This window comes from Bradyrhizobium sp. Kon69 (assembly GCF_055807515.1).
The window spans coordinates 138,276-153,302 of record NZ_JBVVOS010000004.1 but is presented as its reverse complement, the minus strand read 5'-3'; the positions used below and the strand labels follow the sequence as shown (position 1 = coordinate 153,302).

12 protein-coding genes are annotated in these 15,027 nt (G+C 63.0%); 7 read left to right on the top strand and 5 right to left on the bottom strand.

All coding sequences use genetic code 11. The features are described from left to right. Positions 1 to 107: 107 nt before the first annotated feature. The gene (nhaD, locus tag AC0L3U_RS07130) at positions 108 to 1,388 is read right to left on the bottom strand and encodes a sodium:proton antiporter NhaD (protein ID WP_473361209.1); all 1,281 of its coding nucleotides are present in this window, start codon (positions 1,386 to 1,388) and stop codon (positions 108 to 110) included. Positions 1,389 to 2,494: 1,106 nt separating this feature from the next. On the opposite strand from nhaD, the gene AC0L3U_RS07125 reads away from it, so the two are divergent. Next, positions 2,495 to 2,665: a hypothetical protein gene (locus AC0L3U_RS07125; RefSeq protein WP_007607525.1), complete on the top strand. Its 171-nt coding sequence runs from the start codon at positions 2,495 to 2,497 to the stop codon at positions 2,663 to 2,665. A 933-nt stretch (positions 2,666 to 3,598) separates the two neighbouring features. Here the strand turns inward: AC0L3U_RS07125 and AC0L3U_RS07120 are convergent. Beyond that, positions 3,599 to 4,861 (bottom strand): ROK family protein, encoded by a 1,263-nt coding sequence (locus tag AC0L3U_RS07120; protein ID WP_473361208.1) that lies wholly within the window; start codon positions 4,859 to 4,861, stop codon positions 3,599 to 3,601. 255 nt (positions 4,862 to 5,116) lie between these two features. Between AC0L3U_RS07120 and AC0L3U_RS07115 the strand changes: the two genes are divergently transcribed. From AC0L3U_RS07115 to AC0L3U_RS07100, 4 genes are all read left to right on the top strand, one after another. Beyond that, entirely contained in the window at positions 5,117 to 6,082 is a 966-nt protein-coding gene (locus AC0L3U_RS07115; RefSeq protein WP_473361207.1) for a sugar-binding protein, read from the top strand. A gap of 51 nt (positions 6,083 to 6,133) precedes the next feature. Continuing rightward, the gene (locus AC0L3U_RS07110; protein WP_473361206.1) at positions 6,134 to 7,660 is read left to right on the top strand and encodes a sugar ABC transporter ATP-binding protein; all 1,527 of its coding nucleotides are present in this window, start codon (positions 6,134 to 6,136) and stop codon (positions 7,658 to 7,660) included. Then, entirely contained in the window at positions 7,657 to 8,718 is a 1,062-nt protein-coding gene (locus tag AC0L3U_RS07105) for an ABC transporter permease (protein WP_473361205.1), read from the top strand. Before AC0L3U_RS07110 ends, AC0L3U_RS07105 begins: the two co-directional genes overlap by 4 nt. A 136-nt stretch (positions 8,719 to 8,854) precedes the next feature. Beyond that, positions 8,855 to 10,204, top strand: a complete 1,350-nt coding sequence (locus AC0L3U_RS07100) for a carbohydrate porin (protein WP_027568734.1) — start codon at positions 8,855 to 8,857, stop codon at positions 10,202 to 10,204. A gap of 151 nt (positions 10,205 to 10,355) precedes the next feature. On the opposite strand, the gene AC0L3U_RS07095 is transcribed toward AC0L3U_RS07100, so the two are convergent. Then, positions 10,356 to 11,243 carry a VOC family protein gene (locus tag AC0L3U_RS07095; protein ID WP_473361204.1) on the bottom strand — a complete coding sequence of 296 codons (888 nt, stop codon included), beginning with the start codon at positions 11,241 to 11,243 and terminating at the stop codon, positions 10,356 to 10,358. Positions 11,244 to 11,409: 166 nt separating this feature from the next. Here AC0L3U_RS07095 and AC0L3U_RS07090 point away from each other — a divergent pair, with 166 nt between their 5' ends. Beyond that, positions 11,410 to 12,597, top strand: coding sequence for a CaiB/BaiF CoA transferase family protein (locus AC0L3U_RS07090; RefSeq protein ID WP_473361203.1), 1,188 nt, complete (start codon positions 11,410 to 11,412; stop codon positions 12,595 to 12,597). A 139-nt stretch (positions 12,598 to 12,736) separates the two neighbouring features. Here AC0L3U_RS07090 and AC0L3U_RS07085 read toward each other — a convergent pair whose 3' ends face one another. Beyond that, positions 12,737 to 13,459, bottom strand: coding sequence for a DUF72 domain-containing protein (locus AC0L3U_RS07085; RefSeq protein WP_473361202.1), 723 nt, complete (start codon positions 13,457 to 13,459; stop codon positions 12,737 to 12,739). A 94-nt stretch (positions 13,460 to 13,553) separates the two neighbouring features. Between AC0L3U_RS07085 and AC0L3U_RS07080 the strand changes: the two genes are divergently transcribed. Further along, the gene (locus tag AC0L3U_RS07080; protein WP_007607539.1) at positions 13,554 to 13,769 is read left to right on the top strand and encodes a hypothetical protein; all 216 of its coding nucleotides are present in this window, start codon (positions 13,554 to 13,556) and stop codon (positions 13,767 to 13,769) included. 6 nt (positions 13,770 to 13,775) lie between these two features. Here AC0L3U_RS07080 and AC0L3U_RS07075 read toward each other — a convergent pair whose 3' ends face one another. Beyond that, a complete protein-coding gene (locus tag AC0L3U_RS07075; RefSeq protein ID WP_473361201.1) occupies positions 13,776 to 14,924 on the bottom strand; it encodes an amidohydrolase in 1,149 nt (382 codons plus the stop codon). Positions 14,925 to 15,027 lie beyond the last annotated feature (103 nt).

Sequence of the window (15,027 nt, the reverse complement as noted above, 5' to 3'; positions counted from 1 at the left end):
GCGCTTCTGTTTGTTGTGGTTGGAAATTGAGCGGTGCTCCGTCCTGAACGCCGCGCGTGCGGGCGGTGCGTAGCCGCTCTGCCAGACACACTGAAAAGAATCTGCGTTCAGTGAAAGTACCGGAATTGCACAATGTAGACCGCCGCTCCGGCGAAGTATCCGAGAAGCGCGAGTACGCTGATTTTTCGCATGTACCAAATGAACTGGATCTTCTCGATTCCCATCGCGGCAACGCCGGCAGCGGAGCCGATGATCAGTATCGATCCGCCCGTGCCGGCGCAGTAGGCGATGAATTCCCAAAGGAAACTGTCTGGTGGATACTGGCCCATTCCATACATGCCCATCGATGCTGCGACCAATGGAACGTTGTCGACGATGGCGCTGAGCAGCCCCAACGCAAGCACGATTGCGTCGGTGCGTCCGATGCTTTGATCCAGCCAGGCTGCAAGGGCGGCTAGAATATGGGTGTGCTCCAGCGTGGCAACGGCCAGCAGAATGCCCAGGAAGAAGACGATTGAGCTGAGGTCGATCTGGGTAAGAGCGTGCGCCACAGTCAACGGCCTTCTCTCCAGCGGTTGCTTCCGGCGATGAATGACCTCTCCGACGAGCCACAATGTTCCCAAGCCGAAGAGGATGCCCATGAAAGGCGGCAGGTGCGTAACGGTTTTGAACGCTGGCACCAGGACGAGGATGGCAACCCCGAGGGTGAACATGACGTTTCGTTCGAAGGCGGGCGTGAAGGCATCGTCGCTGCCATCGACCTTGGGAGCCGCGAAGGTTCGCCCGCGCAACCGGTAATTCACGATGAGCAGCGGGATCAGCATGTTCGTGAGGGACGCGAGGAATAGCGTCTTGACTATGGCGAGAGCCGTGATCTGGCCGCCGATCCACAGCATGGTCGTGGTGACGTCCCCAATGGGGGACCACGCGCCGCCTGCGTTGGCAGCGATCACGATCATCGCGACGAACAACAGCCGATCACTTTGCTTGTCCAGCAGCTTCCTGATCAGCGAAACCATGACGATGGTGGTGGTGAGGTTATCCAACACGGCGCTCAGAAAAAACGTCACGGAGCAGATGAGCCACAGCAGGGTCGTCAATTTCTTCGTGTTGATTTGCGAGGTGATGATCTCGAATCCGTCGTGGGCGTCTATGACCTCGACGATGGTCATGGCGCCCATCAGGAAAAATATGATCCCTGCCGTCGAACCGATGGTCTCGCGGAGCTGATCGACGATCGCTTCGTGGTCAGTTGCAGCCACGGCATAGATCGTCCAGAGCAGGCCGGCCCCAAAGAGGGCGGAAGCTGATTTCTCTATTTGGATCGGGTGCTCAAGCGCTATAGCGGCATAAACCACAACGAAAACGACGACGAGTGCGACCAGCAAAACGAACCTCCGAATCCGAATTTCGGGCCGATCATGCCCGAACCCGACTGCGCTAAGAAGCCTCATGTGCTGAAAGGCCGCGGTCCAGTATCGTTGGCTTGGGAGAACAAAATGCCTCAACCAAACGGTAACGGATCAAGCTTGTGGGGCTCCCGCGCGAGCGGCCCCGTCGGCTGGATCGTCAGCATCGTATCCATTCTGATGTTCGTCGTGGCCCTCTACCTGTATGCAACGAGTGGCGCACCGGGTTTGTCTCCGAATGCGACGGGCGGCTCGAGCGATCACTCGCCGGCTCGCCTCCCAGCACCGAGTAAATAAGGACAAGGACAACGCGCCGCGATAGCCGCCGTTGCACGGCGGCTATCGACTGAGCAATCTCCAGCGAATGGACCAATAAACGTGGATTATCTCAGCCGCCGCTTCGGCCTGGCCGCTTGAGGTTTACCTTCAGGCGATCGACGCGCCGCGACCTCCAAGGCCACGAGGCCGAAGACGGAGAGAGCGATTAGCATGACGAGTAGCAGCAGGGTGCCGTACATTCAGATGACTCCTACCCAACTGCTCCTGTGAGCAGCCAGTGGTTCGACAACGTGCGGCGCCGAGATCGCGGATAGAGTGGAGTTGTCGATCGAGCAATTGCACATGCGGACAGAAGCGGGCAATGAGTGTGCGCCCGCAAGGGCCGTGCCTGCAGCCCGGGCCTTGCCGGCACCTGCACGCGAGTTTCTCGGCTCTACGGCGAGTAGTTTTTGATGCTGCGCAAAAAGTTGCCGGCCGGGGAGCCCTCAAAAAATGCGTTCCTCACGGGACTCTGCACGAACAATCACTTCAGGCCCAACGAAATGTAGCGATTGGCAGCTCGCCGGGCAGTCGGGAGATCGCTTGTCGCCCGTCAGGAAAATCCTGACTATCATGACCTCCGCTCGGGCGAGGAAGGTTCAGTCGTGATGTGGCTCGGTTCGCTGCACGATAGTAATCGCCCGAGGAGTGGGAGTATGCTTCAACGTCTGCCGAAGACGGCGCTCGAACGCCGCACACAATTACGTCCAAGGATGGAAAGGCCGCTCTTCGGGGCGGCTTTTCTGTGAGCATAGGAGGACAAGCAAATGCATCTGAAAGCTCCTATCGATCTTGACACGGAAAGGTCGCGCAAAAGGGCCGTGTGGTTGCGTCAACTAGCCGAAGGGGCGGCTCACCCGGAATTCGCTGAAAAGATCAAGGATCTGACTGAAGAATACAAGGGACTTGCCGAACAGTTGGAGCATGAGGACCAGTAGGCCCGCGACACGCAACGTGATCAAGGAAAGAAGCGGCGTGGGCCCGGCGGCTTGATGTCCCCGAGTGTCGAGCGCCTCCCAGCCCAATCCGTACCGCCGTTACCTTGTTTGCGGTGATGCCGCTCCGAACTACCGACCGCGTTTCGGCCGTGTGGGGGCCAGGTTGTGCACCGGGTCCTTACAAGGCAGGGAAGTCGCGCGACGAGGTGGACGTGAGCCGGACCCACATGTGTTGCAAGCTGCGTTACTTCTTTCAAAAAGGAATGCCTAATCCCGCAAACTGTAACGCCAATTCTCGAACAAGTAACGCGTGATCTGGGAGATACAGAACTCGGAATGCCTGGCTGATTGAGCTTTTCACCCTTCATTGGGTCTGCGACACAGCCATTGTGCTGGACGCGAACTCTCAAGCGGGTCCTTCATCAGCACAATCCTCAAGCGCGAGACGTCATCGGCTACTTTCGCACGGCATAGGCGACCACCGCGCGAACGACAGAACTTCGCCTAAGGGACGAACGCGAGGGCCTGCGCGGCGAAGCGTTGCCTCCGGTGCTCTTCCTACTGGCGGGCGAAGGTCGCCGAATCCTTTCGACTCCGCCGCGGCGCTGCTGCTGTCGCACACGTTGGCCGCGCGCCGCTCAAGCCGCACGACATGAAGGGCTTCCAGCTTGGGGCGGTATGGTCGCTCATCCTGTGTTGCGGTCGCTCCGGACGTGAGACGACAGTGTGGTGGCCAGTTGGTTCAGATGCGACGGCTTCAAGATTGCCGCCGCCGTTTCGGTTTTGGTGTTTCTTGATAGTGCGACACCAAGATGCTACACATTGCCAGTGTCGCCCGGATTTTCTCCAGTTTTTTCAGGTGCGTAGCTTCAGCGGCCACAGGTCGAAAACTGGCTGAGTACCCTCCCGCCCCAGCCAGAGCTTAGCTCGCGGTTACTCGGTCGCTTCCATGTGGTTTTGGTCGACGACCCGCAGCGTCCGTCGCACCATGCCCTCGACAATGACCGTCGACTCGCTTGGACGCAGATGGATCGCCGTGGACCTGAGCAGCCATGGCAACACCGACTGCTCGAGCCGCTCCTCATAGGCGTGGCGCATCATGTCGAATGCCATCAGGCCTGGACCCGCCAGGATGACATGGTGCGGCCGCAGCACGGATATCGTTGCCGCGACCGCCTCGGCGAGCGCACGACCCGCCTGCAGGAATAGGTGCTCGAGACGTGGATCACCGCCCAGCGCGCGCTCGCGCAACAGGGCCATCTGTCCCTCCGATGGCTGCTGCGAGTCCGCCGGCGGCAGATCGAGAAAGGTGCGGGCGTCGCGGTAGAGCGCATAATCGGCAAGATAAGCCTCGATGCAGCCGCGCTGGCCGCAGCGGCATTGCGGGCCGTCCGGCGCCAGCTTGACATGGCCGATCTCGCTGCCGGCGCCCCAGCGTGCTTCACCGTCGGCAACGACGCCCATGCCGATGCCGTGACCGACCATGATCGTGGCCGAGAGGCCTTGCGCCAATGCCGGTTCGGCGGCCGTGAGGGCGAGCGCGACCGCGACAGCGTCGTTCGCCATGACGACATCGACGCCGAACGCCTGACGTATCGGCGTCGCCAGATCGACTTCGGTGATCGACAGCGCGGGACTCCACAATGTCGTGCCGGTGTCGACGTTCACGATGCCTTGCAGCGCAATCCCGATTCCCAACAGCCGATGGCGCGGTGTCGCCGTCGCATCGAGCAGCGCGTTGATCTGCGCGATCACGAGATCGCGCAGCGCGCCTGCATCGAGCGCGCGCGTCGACAGTGCAAGTCGCGACTGCGCCACGCCGGAGCCGCGGAAATCCGCGATCAGCGTCTCGATCAGGTTCATGCGGACCGAGATCGCGACGATGCGCCCGAACTCCGGGTTCAGGGTCAGCAGCACGGCCGGCCGGCCGCGGCGACGGCCATTCGGCCCGTCCGCATCCTCTTCCTCGCCGTCCTCGGACCACGGCGTTGCCGCCGTCTCGGTCTCGCAGAGCAGCTCTTCCGCGATCAGCCGCGACGTCAGGCCGGAAACGGCCGGGAAGCTCAGCCCAGTACTCCGGGCCAGCGCCACGCGTGGCAGCGGCCCCTGGCGTCGCAAGACGTCGACGAGCCGGCCGCGGTTGGATTCGCGGGCCGTGTTCGACACGCGTCTGGACGGCTCAATTTGGTCAACCATGCTGCCTCTTTAATTCATCAGGTAAATTTAATGGAGGGAACGAGATGCCAGTGTGACTGGAAAAGCACAATCGGATTCGGTTTTCAGCAGCCATATTTACTATTATCGTACCATCTGTACTATTTAGACTTGAAGAAGGGGCAAGTACATCCTGATCCGGCTGCTTTGCCCTGCGGCATTTGTTCGCGACGTAAATAAAAGATGGCGCATAAGCGCCGTGAAACCCCAGAACTGGGGTGACCAAGGGAGGTGTACATGAACGGATCGATGAAGAAACTCATGGTGTCGCTGTTTGCGACCGCAGCTGCGCTGGCGCTTGCTACGGGGGCGACGCAGGCCCAGCAGAAAAAGACCATCGCGCTGGTGACCAATGCCGCGGCCGATTTCTGGACCATCGCCGGCCGCGGGCTCGAGAAGGCTCAGAAGGAGCACCCGGAATACGACATCCAGTTGATCGTCACGAACGAGGCGACCGCGGCGGGCCAGCGGCGCGAGCTGGACGACCTGCTGGTGCGCGGCGTCGCCGGCATCTCGATCTCGGTCGACGATGCGCCGCATGCAACCGAAGAGCTCAACAAGGTTGCGGCCAAGACCGTGCTGATCACGACGGACAGCGACGCGCCGCAGAGCAATCGGCTCGCTTATATCGGCACCGACAACGTCGCGGCCGGACGCCAAGCGGGCGAAGAGATCAAGAAGGCGCTGCCGAACGGCGGCAAGATCGCGCTGTTCGTCGGCACGATGGACGCGGACAATGCCCGCGAGCGGGTGCAGGGCATCAAGGACGCGATCGCCGGCACCAAGGTCGAGCTGGTCGACGTGTTCACCGACCAGGTGGACTTCGCCAAGGCCAAGGCGAACATGGAGAACGTGCTGGTCAAATATCCCGACATCGCACTGTTGTCCGGGCTTTGGAGCTACGAGACACCGCTGATCTATGACGCGGTTAAGGCGGCGGGCAAGGCCGGCAAGGTGAAGATCGTCGGCTTCGACGAGGACCAGCGCACGCTCCGGGGCGTTTCCGACGGCACGATCGAGTCGACGGTGGTGCAGCAGCCCTACGAGTTCGGCTATCTCTCCGCCACCAACATCATCAAGACGCTGAACGGCGACAAGTCCTGGATCCCGGCGGGCGGCAAGCTGATCGTGCCGACCAAGGTGATCAGCAAGGCCAACGTCGCGGCGTTCACCGCAGACATGAAGAACCTCCTCAAGAAGTGAGTATCAGGCGCCCGGCGGCACGCCCGCCGGGCGTCGTGCGGGAGGAAATGAATGGCGGAAATCCTGTTCGAACTCGCCGGGATCAGCAAATCCTATCCCGGGGTCATGGCGCTCGATGACGTCAGTTTGCGCGTGGATCGCGGCGAGGTCGTGGGCCTGATCGGCGAGAACGGCGCCGGCAAGTCGACGCTGATGCGCGTGCTTGGCGGCGTGATCGCGCCGAGCGAGGGCGTGATCCGCATCGGCGGCACCGACCACGCACGAGTGACGGTGACCGAGGCGACGCAGGCCGGCATCGCCTTCGTGCACCAGGAACTGAACCTGTTCGAAAATCTCGACGTCGCAGCCAACGTGTTTATCGGGCGCGAGAAGCTGATGGGCGGGCCGCTGAAGCTGGTGGACAATGCCGAGATGCGTGCCCGCGTGACGCCGCTGCTGGAGCGGCTGGGTGCCGATTTCGCGCCGGATACGCTGGTCGAAGACCTCTCCATCGCCGAGCGCCAAATGGTGGAGATCGCCAAGGCGCTCTCGATCGACGCCCGCGTGATCATCATGGACGAGCCGACCTCCAGCCTGACGATTTCGGAGACCGAACGGCTGCTGGAAGTGATTGCCGATCTGAAGGCGCACGGCATTTCGGTGATCTATATCTCGCACCGGCTCGGCGAGATCATGACCTGCGCTGACCGTGTCGTGGTGCTGCGCGACGGGCGCACCGTTGGCGAGTTGGCGCGGGACCAGTTGAGCCACGCCGCAATGATCCGGCTGATGATAGGCCGCGACCTGAAAGCGCTGCATACCCCGCCGAAACAGGCGCCGCAGCCGGGCGGCTGCGATATCGTCGGCGTCGTGACATCAGCCTTCCCCGACCGGCAGGTTGATCTTTCCGTGCGGCATGGCGAGATCCTGGGCCTGGCGGGGCTCGTGGGCGCCGGCCGCACCTCTCTTGCCCGCGCAGCATTTGGCATTGACCCGCTGCTGGGCGGCGAGATCAGGATCGACAACGCACCGGTCGCTGTCGCATCGCCGCGCGACGCGATCAGCCAAGGCATCTATCTGGTGCCGGAGGACCGCAAGAAATCCGGGCTCGTGCTGGAATTGCCGGTCCGCGAGAACATGACGCTGGCGAGCCTGTTGGATCATGCGCGGATGTGGCTGGTCAGCGGCGCGGCCGAGCGCAAGGTCGCGAAAGAGCAGGTCAGGCGCCTCTCCATCAAGGCGCCAAGCATCGACATGGAGGTGGTGACGCTCTCCGGCGGCAACCAGCAGAAGGTCGTGCTCGGCAAATGGCTGTCCATGCAGCCGCGCGTGATGTTCTTCGACGAGCCGACCCGCGGTATCGACGTCGGCGCCAAGGGCGAGATCTACGCGTTGATGCGCGAGCTTGCCGACCAGGGCGTCGCGATCGTGATGATCTCGTCGGACATGGAGGAAGTCATCGGCGTCTCCGACCGCGTAGCGGTCATGCATGAAGGCAGCGTCAGCGGCGTGCTCGAGCGGGAGCAATTCAGCGAATACAACGTATTGCGACTGGCCATGGGCCAGGCGCTGGAGACAGCGGAAGCGGCCGCGCCATGATCAGGAAAGAGCTCGGTCTGGGATTGCTGCTGGTGGTGATCGCTGCCATCACCGGCGCGATCAATCCCGCCTTCCTGTCGCTGGTGAACCTCTTGAACATGGCCAATCTGATCGGCCTGTTCGGTGTGTTCGCGCTCGGCGAGGGGCTCGTGATCATCACCGGCGGCATCGACCTGTCGCTCGGCTCGATGTTTGCGCTGCTCGGCGTCGTGTTCGTGGATCTTCTGACGACCTACGAGGTGCCGTGGCCCCTGGCGCTGGCGGCCGTGCTGCTGGGCGGGCTGGTGCTCGGCGGCATCCAGGGGTTCCTGATCACCCGGCTGAAGATGCAGCCCTTCATCGTGACGCTGTGTGGCTTGCTGATCTATCGCGGCGCCGCCCGCTACTACACGAGCGATTCGACCCGCGGCTTCGGTTACGGCGACGAGGCGGCGACACTGAGCAACGTCGCTTCGGGCAATGTGGCGGGAATCCCGAACACCTTCATCCTCCTGATCATCCTTGCGCTGATCCTCGGTGTGCTGCTGCACCGCTCGGTCTACGGGCGCTGGCTTTATGCCGTCGGCAAAAACGAGGAAGCCGCGCGCTTCTCGGGCATCAACACAAACTTCGTGATCGCAACCGCCTATATCATCAGCGGCGGGCTCGCCGGAGTTTCGACGGTCTTGTTCGTGTTCTACACGAACTCGGTCTCGCCGAGCTCCTTCGGCAATTTCTACGAGCTCTACGCGATCGCGGCCGCCGTCCTGGGCGGGTGCAGCTTGCGCGGCGGCGAGGGGTCTATTCTCGGCATCGTGCTGGGCACGGCGCTGCTGCAGGTGTTGCAGAACCTCGTGAACATCCTGGGCATTCCCAACTCGCTGAACTTCGCGGTGATGGGCACGGTCATTCTGATCGGCGTGTTGGCGGATCAGCAATTGCAGGCGCGACGGCGGCGCAAGCTGGCACTGGCCGGCATCGCCCGCGCCACGCCGAAATCGACATTGGCGGAGCAAGTCCAAGGCGCGTCACCGCGCGCCGCGGATGCGTTGCCGGCGAGAACGGGTGATCGGGCATGACGGATCCAGGCTCCAGTTGACACAAGGCTGCCTGGTCGGCGGCCGCTGGGGAGGGAGTGCGTTCCAGGCTCGAGGGCTTTGGGCAGGGACGTGAGGCGAAACAAGCAAAGCCTGAGACGGCGGGAGGACGAGTAAAATGTTGCGCAGGTTTATAAACACCGCAGGGGTGTGCGGTGTGGGGATTGCTTTCTCATCGCTGTTTTGCGGTGGAGTATATGCGGCCGATTTTTCGACGAAAGCTGCACCTGTTCCGTATGGTACGGCTGACGATTTCTGGACGCGGCCGTATCTGTTCGGCGATCTCGGCAGGACCAAGCTGAAGGAACAGGGCATCGAGCTGGGCCTGACGCTCGGCAACGAATCCGTCGGCAACCTCTCGGGTGGAAGCAGGAACACCGCAGCCAATGCCGGTCAGTTGTGGTTTGGCGCCAAGCTGGACATGGGAAAACTCGCCGGCATCCCCGGCGGCACCGTCGGTCTCACGCTGGTCGACCGCTTCGGCAAGAACCTGAATACCGAAGCGGACATTCCCGCCCTGCAGCTGACCAACGAAGTGTTCGGCCGCGGCAATATTCTGCGCCTGACGCAGCTCTACTACTCGCAGAAGCTTTTCGATGATCGTCTTGAACTCAAAGGCGGCCGTCTTCCGGTCGGCTCCGATTTCTTCTTCGGTCTCTGCGAGTTCATCAACCTGACCTTCTGCGGCGGTCAGCCCGGCAACATCCAGGGTGGCTACATCTACAATTGGCCGGTGAGCCAGTGGGCCGGTGTCGTGCATTACAAGATCGCGCCGGAATTCACGGTGTCGGTCGGTGTCTACGATGCCAATCCGGGTTACCTGACGACGTCGGACCCGGGCGTCTACTTCCTGCCCGGCATTCCCGCCTCGAATCGCGCCAGTGGCGTGATGGTGCCGGTGGAGTTGGTCTGGGCGCCGAAGGGCCCCTTGACCGGGACCTGGAGACTTGGCGGCTGGTACGACAGCGCCTCCTCTATTGATGGCGGCCTTCCGGGTGTCATCAGCACCATCCCGGGCGTCGGTGGCGTCCCGGATCAAAATATCAGCGATCAACGCGGCCGCTTCGGCGTTTACGAGTCGATCCTGCAGCGGTTGACCGTCGAGGGTCCGGGCGCGCAGGGTTGGTATACCTTCCTCAATACGACTGTCGCCGATCACCGGACGTCGTACCAGGATTACCAGATCGCCCTGGGCTTCAGGCATACCGGAACGTTCTCCTGGCGTCCGCAGGACGAAGTCGGCTTCGCGGTGGGCACGACCCACGTGAACACGGCTGCCCTCAGTCCCAACGCCGGCGGCAACGAAGTGCCGCTCGAAGTCTGGTACGGATGGCAGGCGACCGGCTGGCTGAATCTCAAGTTCGACGCCCAGTATGTCATCAATCCCGGCGGGCGCGGCTATAACGCGGTGGGCGTGAAGACCGATAACGCCGTGGTTCTTGGTATGCGCACCGAGGTCCACTTCTGACGGGACGCTCACCCGTCTGATGCGAAAGGTGGGGCATGCCCGTCCCACCGGAGCGCACGCAACATGTGGCGGCTCCACTCAGCGGAGCCGCCCGGCCGCGACTTCGGTCATTCCGACGTTGCTGCGGCTGGGCGCGGGGCTTGGTTATCGCCTATCCCTCGTACTGATCTGGTCCCATCGCCCACAGCGATTGATCGTGGCCGGATGCGTAGTTGCGATTGTTCAGCGCCGGATTGCGATTGACCATCGGCCGCATGAACATCGGGTGGGTGGCGCTGCGCACCTCGTGCTCGACCGTGAATAGCGGCTTGCCGCTGTCGAGATCGACGATGTCGCAGAAGCGGTACTGATATTGATTGTCCTCGCGCGAGATCAAATCGCGCGCCAGCAGCTTGCGATACGGGCCGGAAAAGTCGGTGATGTACATCTGCACATGGTGGCCGTCATAGTCACCTTGCGGCCGATCGGTCTCGCGAAACAACAGATGCTGGTCGCGGCCCGTCTTCACGGCGGCAACCGTGCCGTCGCCGTTCCGCAACTCGGATGGCATGCCCATGATCTCGGGGTAGAAGGCACAGATGCGCGCGGCGGATCCCACCGGTACGTCGAACTCGACATAGGGGATGCCGAGCGCGACGCGGCCGAAGCGCGCGGCGTCCGGCTCGTAGCAGCGCAGGCGGTTGCCCCACGGACAAATCGCCTCGACATGGTCATTATGCTCGGTGAAGGCGAACGCGGTGCCCTCGAGCTTCTTGGCGACCGACGCCAATCGCGCCAGCAGCGCCTCGCGGCCCGCGATGACCAGCCCGACATGACCGCGCAGCACCTGCGGCCTGCCGCTCGGCAAATGAAACTGGCTCCGTCCGGCGTTGATCCACATGTTGGTGTCGGACACCATCAGAAAGGGATCGCGGGTGAGCCCAAGGCCTGCGACATAGAACAGTGTGGCAAGCCGCTGGTCCGGGACCTGGATATTGACGTGCTCGAAATGGATCGCGTTGCCGAGATCTTCTTTGGATCGATCGAATTGTTGCGGCATGGACGGGGCTCTGATGGGAGAGGGACAGGTCCATATTAGAGCACAATTTCCGCCAGTCGAAATGATTCGCCGATCACATCTCGAGGGCGGGGCATGGCGTCCGTTGCCACCTTGCCGCAAATGCCAATCCCTGTAAGCTGACGAACAACACAAAGGAAAGAGATCGATGGGAGGGGTTCTGGACGGCGTCCGCGTTCTCGATTTCGGGCGCTATATCGCGGGGCCCTATTGCGCGACCTTGCTGGCCGAATTCGGCGCCGAGGTCATTCGCGTCGAGAAGCGCGACGGCAGCGAGGATCGCTTCGTGGCGCCGGTCGGCGAAACTGGCGAAGGCGCGCTGTTCCTTCAGGTCAACCGCAACAAGAAGTGCCTCACGCTCGATCCGATGAAGCCGGAAGGGCAGGAGGTGATGCGCCGCCTGATTGCGACCGCGGACGTGGTCGTCGCCAATCTGCCGCCGCAGACCTTGCGCGCGATGAAGCTCGATTACGACTCGCTGAAGGCGATCAAGCCCGACATCATCCTGACGACCGCCACCGCGTTCGGCGGGCCGGGGCCATGGTCCGACCGCGTCGGCTTCGACGGTGTCGGCCAGGTCATGTCGGGCTCGGTGTACATGACCGGCGCCGGCGATCCGCCCTACCGGGCCGCGGTCAACTGGGTCGATTTCGGGACCGCGCTGCATTGCGCGTTCGGCACGCTCGCCGCGCTGATCGAGCGCGGCAAATCCGGGCGCGGGCAGATCGTCGAGGGCGCATTGCTCGCCACCGCCTTGTCCTTCACCAATGCCACGCTGATCGAGCAGGCCGTCATCAACGTCAATCGGGTGCCGACAGGCAATCTCGGCCAGACCGCGGCGCCCGCCGACATCTACCGCACCAGGGACGGCTGGGTGCTGTGCCAGGTCACGGGGCATCCGCTGTTCAAGCGCTGGGCGAAATTGATGGGAGAGGAGGAGGTCTGGCTGAACGATCCGCGCTTTGCCGACGACATCAGCCGCGGCAACAACGGCCCTGTGATCAGCGAGCGGATGGCGCGCTGGTGCGCCGAGCGCACCACGCAGGAGGCCGTCGACACCCTGGGCAAGGCTATGATTCCGACCGGCCCCGTGCTGAGCCCGCAGCAGGCGCTGGATCATCCGCACGTCCGCGCCGCCGGCTTCATGCAGGACGTCGACTATCCCGGCCTGCCGAAGCCTGCACCGGTGGCACGCGCCGCCGTCCGCCTGTCGCAAACGCCCGGCGAAATCGCGACGCGCCCGCCCACGCTCGGCGAGCATACCGACCTCATCCTGAGCGAGCTCGGCTACGACAAGGCCGCGATCGCGGCGCTCCGGCAAGGCGGCATCGTCTAGCGAGGAAGGGTAGGGTATCTTTGCCGCGAAACACGACCTCATCCTGAGGGCCCGCCCGCAGGCGGGCGTCTCGAAGGATGACCGCAGGCGAGATTGCCGCATCGTGCACGCCATAGGCAATGTCCTGCGCTTGTGGGCGCTACAGCAATTGCTTCAGCGCCTGTGCATCGGCCGGCGCCGCGCTCTTCTGGTCGTTGTCGAAATAGACGTAGACGTCGCAACCCTGCCGCTTCCAGGACTTGATGCGCCGCGCCCATTGCGCGAGCGTGGGTTTCGTATAGTGCCCATGATAGCGCCCGCTTGGTCCGTGTCCGCGCACATAGACGAAATCCGCCGTGCGCTTCCATGGCGCGGGCGCGTCGTGATGGTCGGACAGGCACAGCGAGATGTTCTCGTCGGCCAGCATCCGCAAGATGCGCGGCTGATACCAGCTCGGATGACGGAATTCGAAACTGTAACGCCGCTTCCGCGACAGCAGCTTGAAGAAGCCGGCGAGGCGGTCCGCGTCGGCTTCGAATTGCGGCGGCAGCTGGAACAGGATCGGGCCGGCCTTGCCGCCGAGCCGTGAGATGCGATCCTCGAGCAGCTCGAGGCTGTTCACCGAGCGATCCGACAGGCGCTTCCAATGCGTGATGAATTTCGAGGCCTTCCAGGCAAAGACGAAATCGCGGCCGGTCTGCTCGCGCCACCCCTCGACGGCCTCCGGCGTCGGGGTGCGGTAGAACACGCCGTTCAGCTCGGTGGTGTCGAACTGTCCGGCATAATAGCTAAGCTGCTGCTTCAGCGTCACGCCCTCGGGAAAGAACGGGCCTCGCCAGGAGGCGTAATGCCAGCCGGAAGTTCCGATCAGAACGCGCGCCATATTTGAGGTGTCCATCCGTTGCGATTTGCCGGATGGGAACGTCCGTGCGGCCGATACGTTGCTCGTGAGCTTGATCAACGCAGGACCGGAACCGATGTACGCGCTGTTCGAAGGCAATAAGCAGATCGGCGACCCCTTTCCCTCCGAGAAGGAGGTGTGGGAAGCCGCCTTGATCGAGGGGCTGGTGACCGACGTGCCGGTCGCAGACGAGGAGGGCGGCCGGCTTCTGCCTGCCGGCTATCACGTCGCGCAGGTCGAGGAGACGTTCGAGCCGAAGCCCGGCTGGAAGCTGCCGCGCGAGATCTCGTGAGCGGGCCTAGTTCGAGGCCAGCGCCGCCTTGGCAACTTCCGCCATCCAGCTCGAAGCCACCGGCAGGATCGCGTCGTTGAAATCATAGCGCGGGCCGTGCAGCTCGGCGCCGTCCCGCAATTCACCGTTGCCGATCCAGACGAAGGCGCCGGGGCGCCGCGAGAGAAAATGGGCGAAATCCTCACCGGCCATGCTGGGCGCGAGGTCGCGCCGCAGCTCGGCCCGCACCTTGTCTGCGGCGAGGCGCGCGAGATCCGCCTCGGCCGGCGTGTTGATGACGACGCCGACGCCAATGACGATCTCCGGCGTCACCTTGACGCCGAAGCTCGTGGCAATCCCGGCGCAGATCTGTTCAATCCGCGCCACGACGGTGTCCTTCACCGCATCGCGATGATAACGCAGCGTGCCGCCGATCGAAACGCGTCCGGCGATTTGGTTGCGTGCCGTGCCGCCTTCGAGCGTGCAGAGCGAGAGCACGGCGGTGTCGAGCGGATCGACGCTGCGCGACACGATCGATTGCAGCGCCACGATCAAATGGCCGGCCGCCATCACCGGATCGCGCGTCAGATGCGGCATGCCGGCGTGACCGGCATGGCCGTCGATGGTGATGGTGATGCGCCCGCCGGAGGCCATGACGACGCCGTCATGGACCGCGATGGTGCCGGCGGCGAGTCCCGGCCAGTTGTGAAAGCCGAACACCCGATCCATCGGAAAGCGCTCGAACAGCCCGGCCGCGACCATCGCGCGCGAGCCGCCATAACCTTCCTCGGCCGGCTGGAAGATGAAATCGACCGTCCCGCTCCAGCTGGTGTCGGCGGCGAGCAGTGCGGCGGCGCCGAGCAGCGAAGCGGTATGCCCGTCATGGCCGCAGGCATGCATCACACCGGGATTTTGCGAAGCGTAAGCTAGCCCCGTATCTTCGGTGATCGGCAGCGCATCCATGTCGGCGCGCAGGCCGACGCGGCCCTGTGCAGCCCCTCGCGTGAGGGTCGCGACGATGCCGTGACCGCCAACGCCTGACACGAAGGGAATGCCGAGCTCGGTGAGCTTGTCTTGCACGAAGGTGGCGGTGGCTTTCTCCTGGAGGGACAGTTCGGGATGCGCATGCAAATGCCGGCGCCACGCGGTCAGTCTCTGGTGCAGCTCGGGGCTCAAGGCGGGAATCTCTCGGATTGTGTGTCGGCATCGACACCATAGCCGAATAACCGCAGCTTGCATCAAGCGTCAGCGAATGCCTCGGGTGCAGCAACGCGTTGAT

Excerpts from the sequence above, each read along its gene's own strand:
- AC0L3U_RS07110 (WP_473361206.1), top strand. The coding sequence starts at position 6,134 with ATGGCGGAAATCCTGTTCGAACTCGCCGGGATCAGCAAATCCTATCCC.
- AC0L3U_RS07115 (WP_473361207.1), top strand. The coding sequence starts at position 5,117 with ATGAACGGATCGATGAAGAAACTCATGGTGTCGCTGTTTGCGACCGCA.
- AC0L3U_RS07105 (WP_473361205.1), top strand. The coding sequence starts at position 7,657 with ATGATCAGGAAAGAGCTCGGTCTGGGATTGCTGCTGGTGGTGATCGCT.
- AC0L3U_RS07095 (WP_473361204.1), bottom strand. The coding sequence starts at position 11,243 with ATGCCGCAACAATTCGATCGATCCAAAGAAGATCTCGGCAACGCGATC.
- AC0L3U_RS07090 (WP_473361203.1), top strand. The coding sequence starts at position 11,410 with ATGGGAGGGGTTCTGGACGGCGTCCGCGTTCTCGATTTCGGGCGCTAT.
- AC0L3U_RS07080 (WP_007607539.1), top strand. The coding sequence starts at position 13,554 with ATGTACGCGCTGTTCGAAGGCAATAAGCAGATCGGCGACCCCTTTCCC.
- AC0L3U_RS07100 (WP_027568734.1), top strand. The coding sequence starts at position 8,855 with ATGTTGCGCAGGTTTATAAACACCGCAGGGGTGTGCGGTGTGGGGATT.
- AC0L3U_RS07125 (WP_007607525.1), top strand. The coding sequence starts at position 2,495 with ATGCATCTGAAAGCTCCTATCGATCTTGACACGGAAAGGTCGCGCAAA.
- AC0L3U_RS07085 (WP_473361202.1), bottom strand. The coding sequence starts at position 13,459 with ATGGCGCGCGTTCTGATCGGAACTTCCGGCTGGCATTACGCCTCCTGG.
- AC0L3U_RS07120 (WP_473361208.1), bottom strand. The coding sequence starts at position 4,861 with ATGGTTGACCAAATTGAGCCGTCCAGACGCGTGTCGAACACGGCCCGC.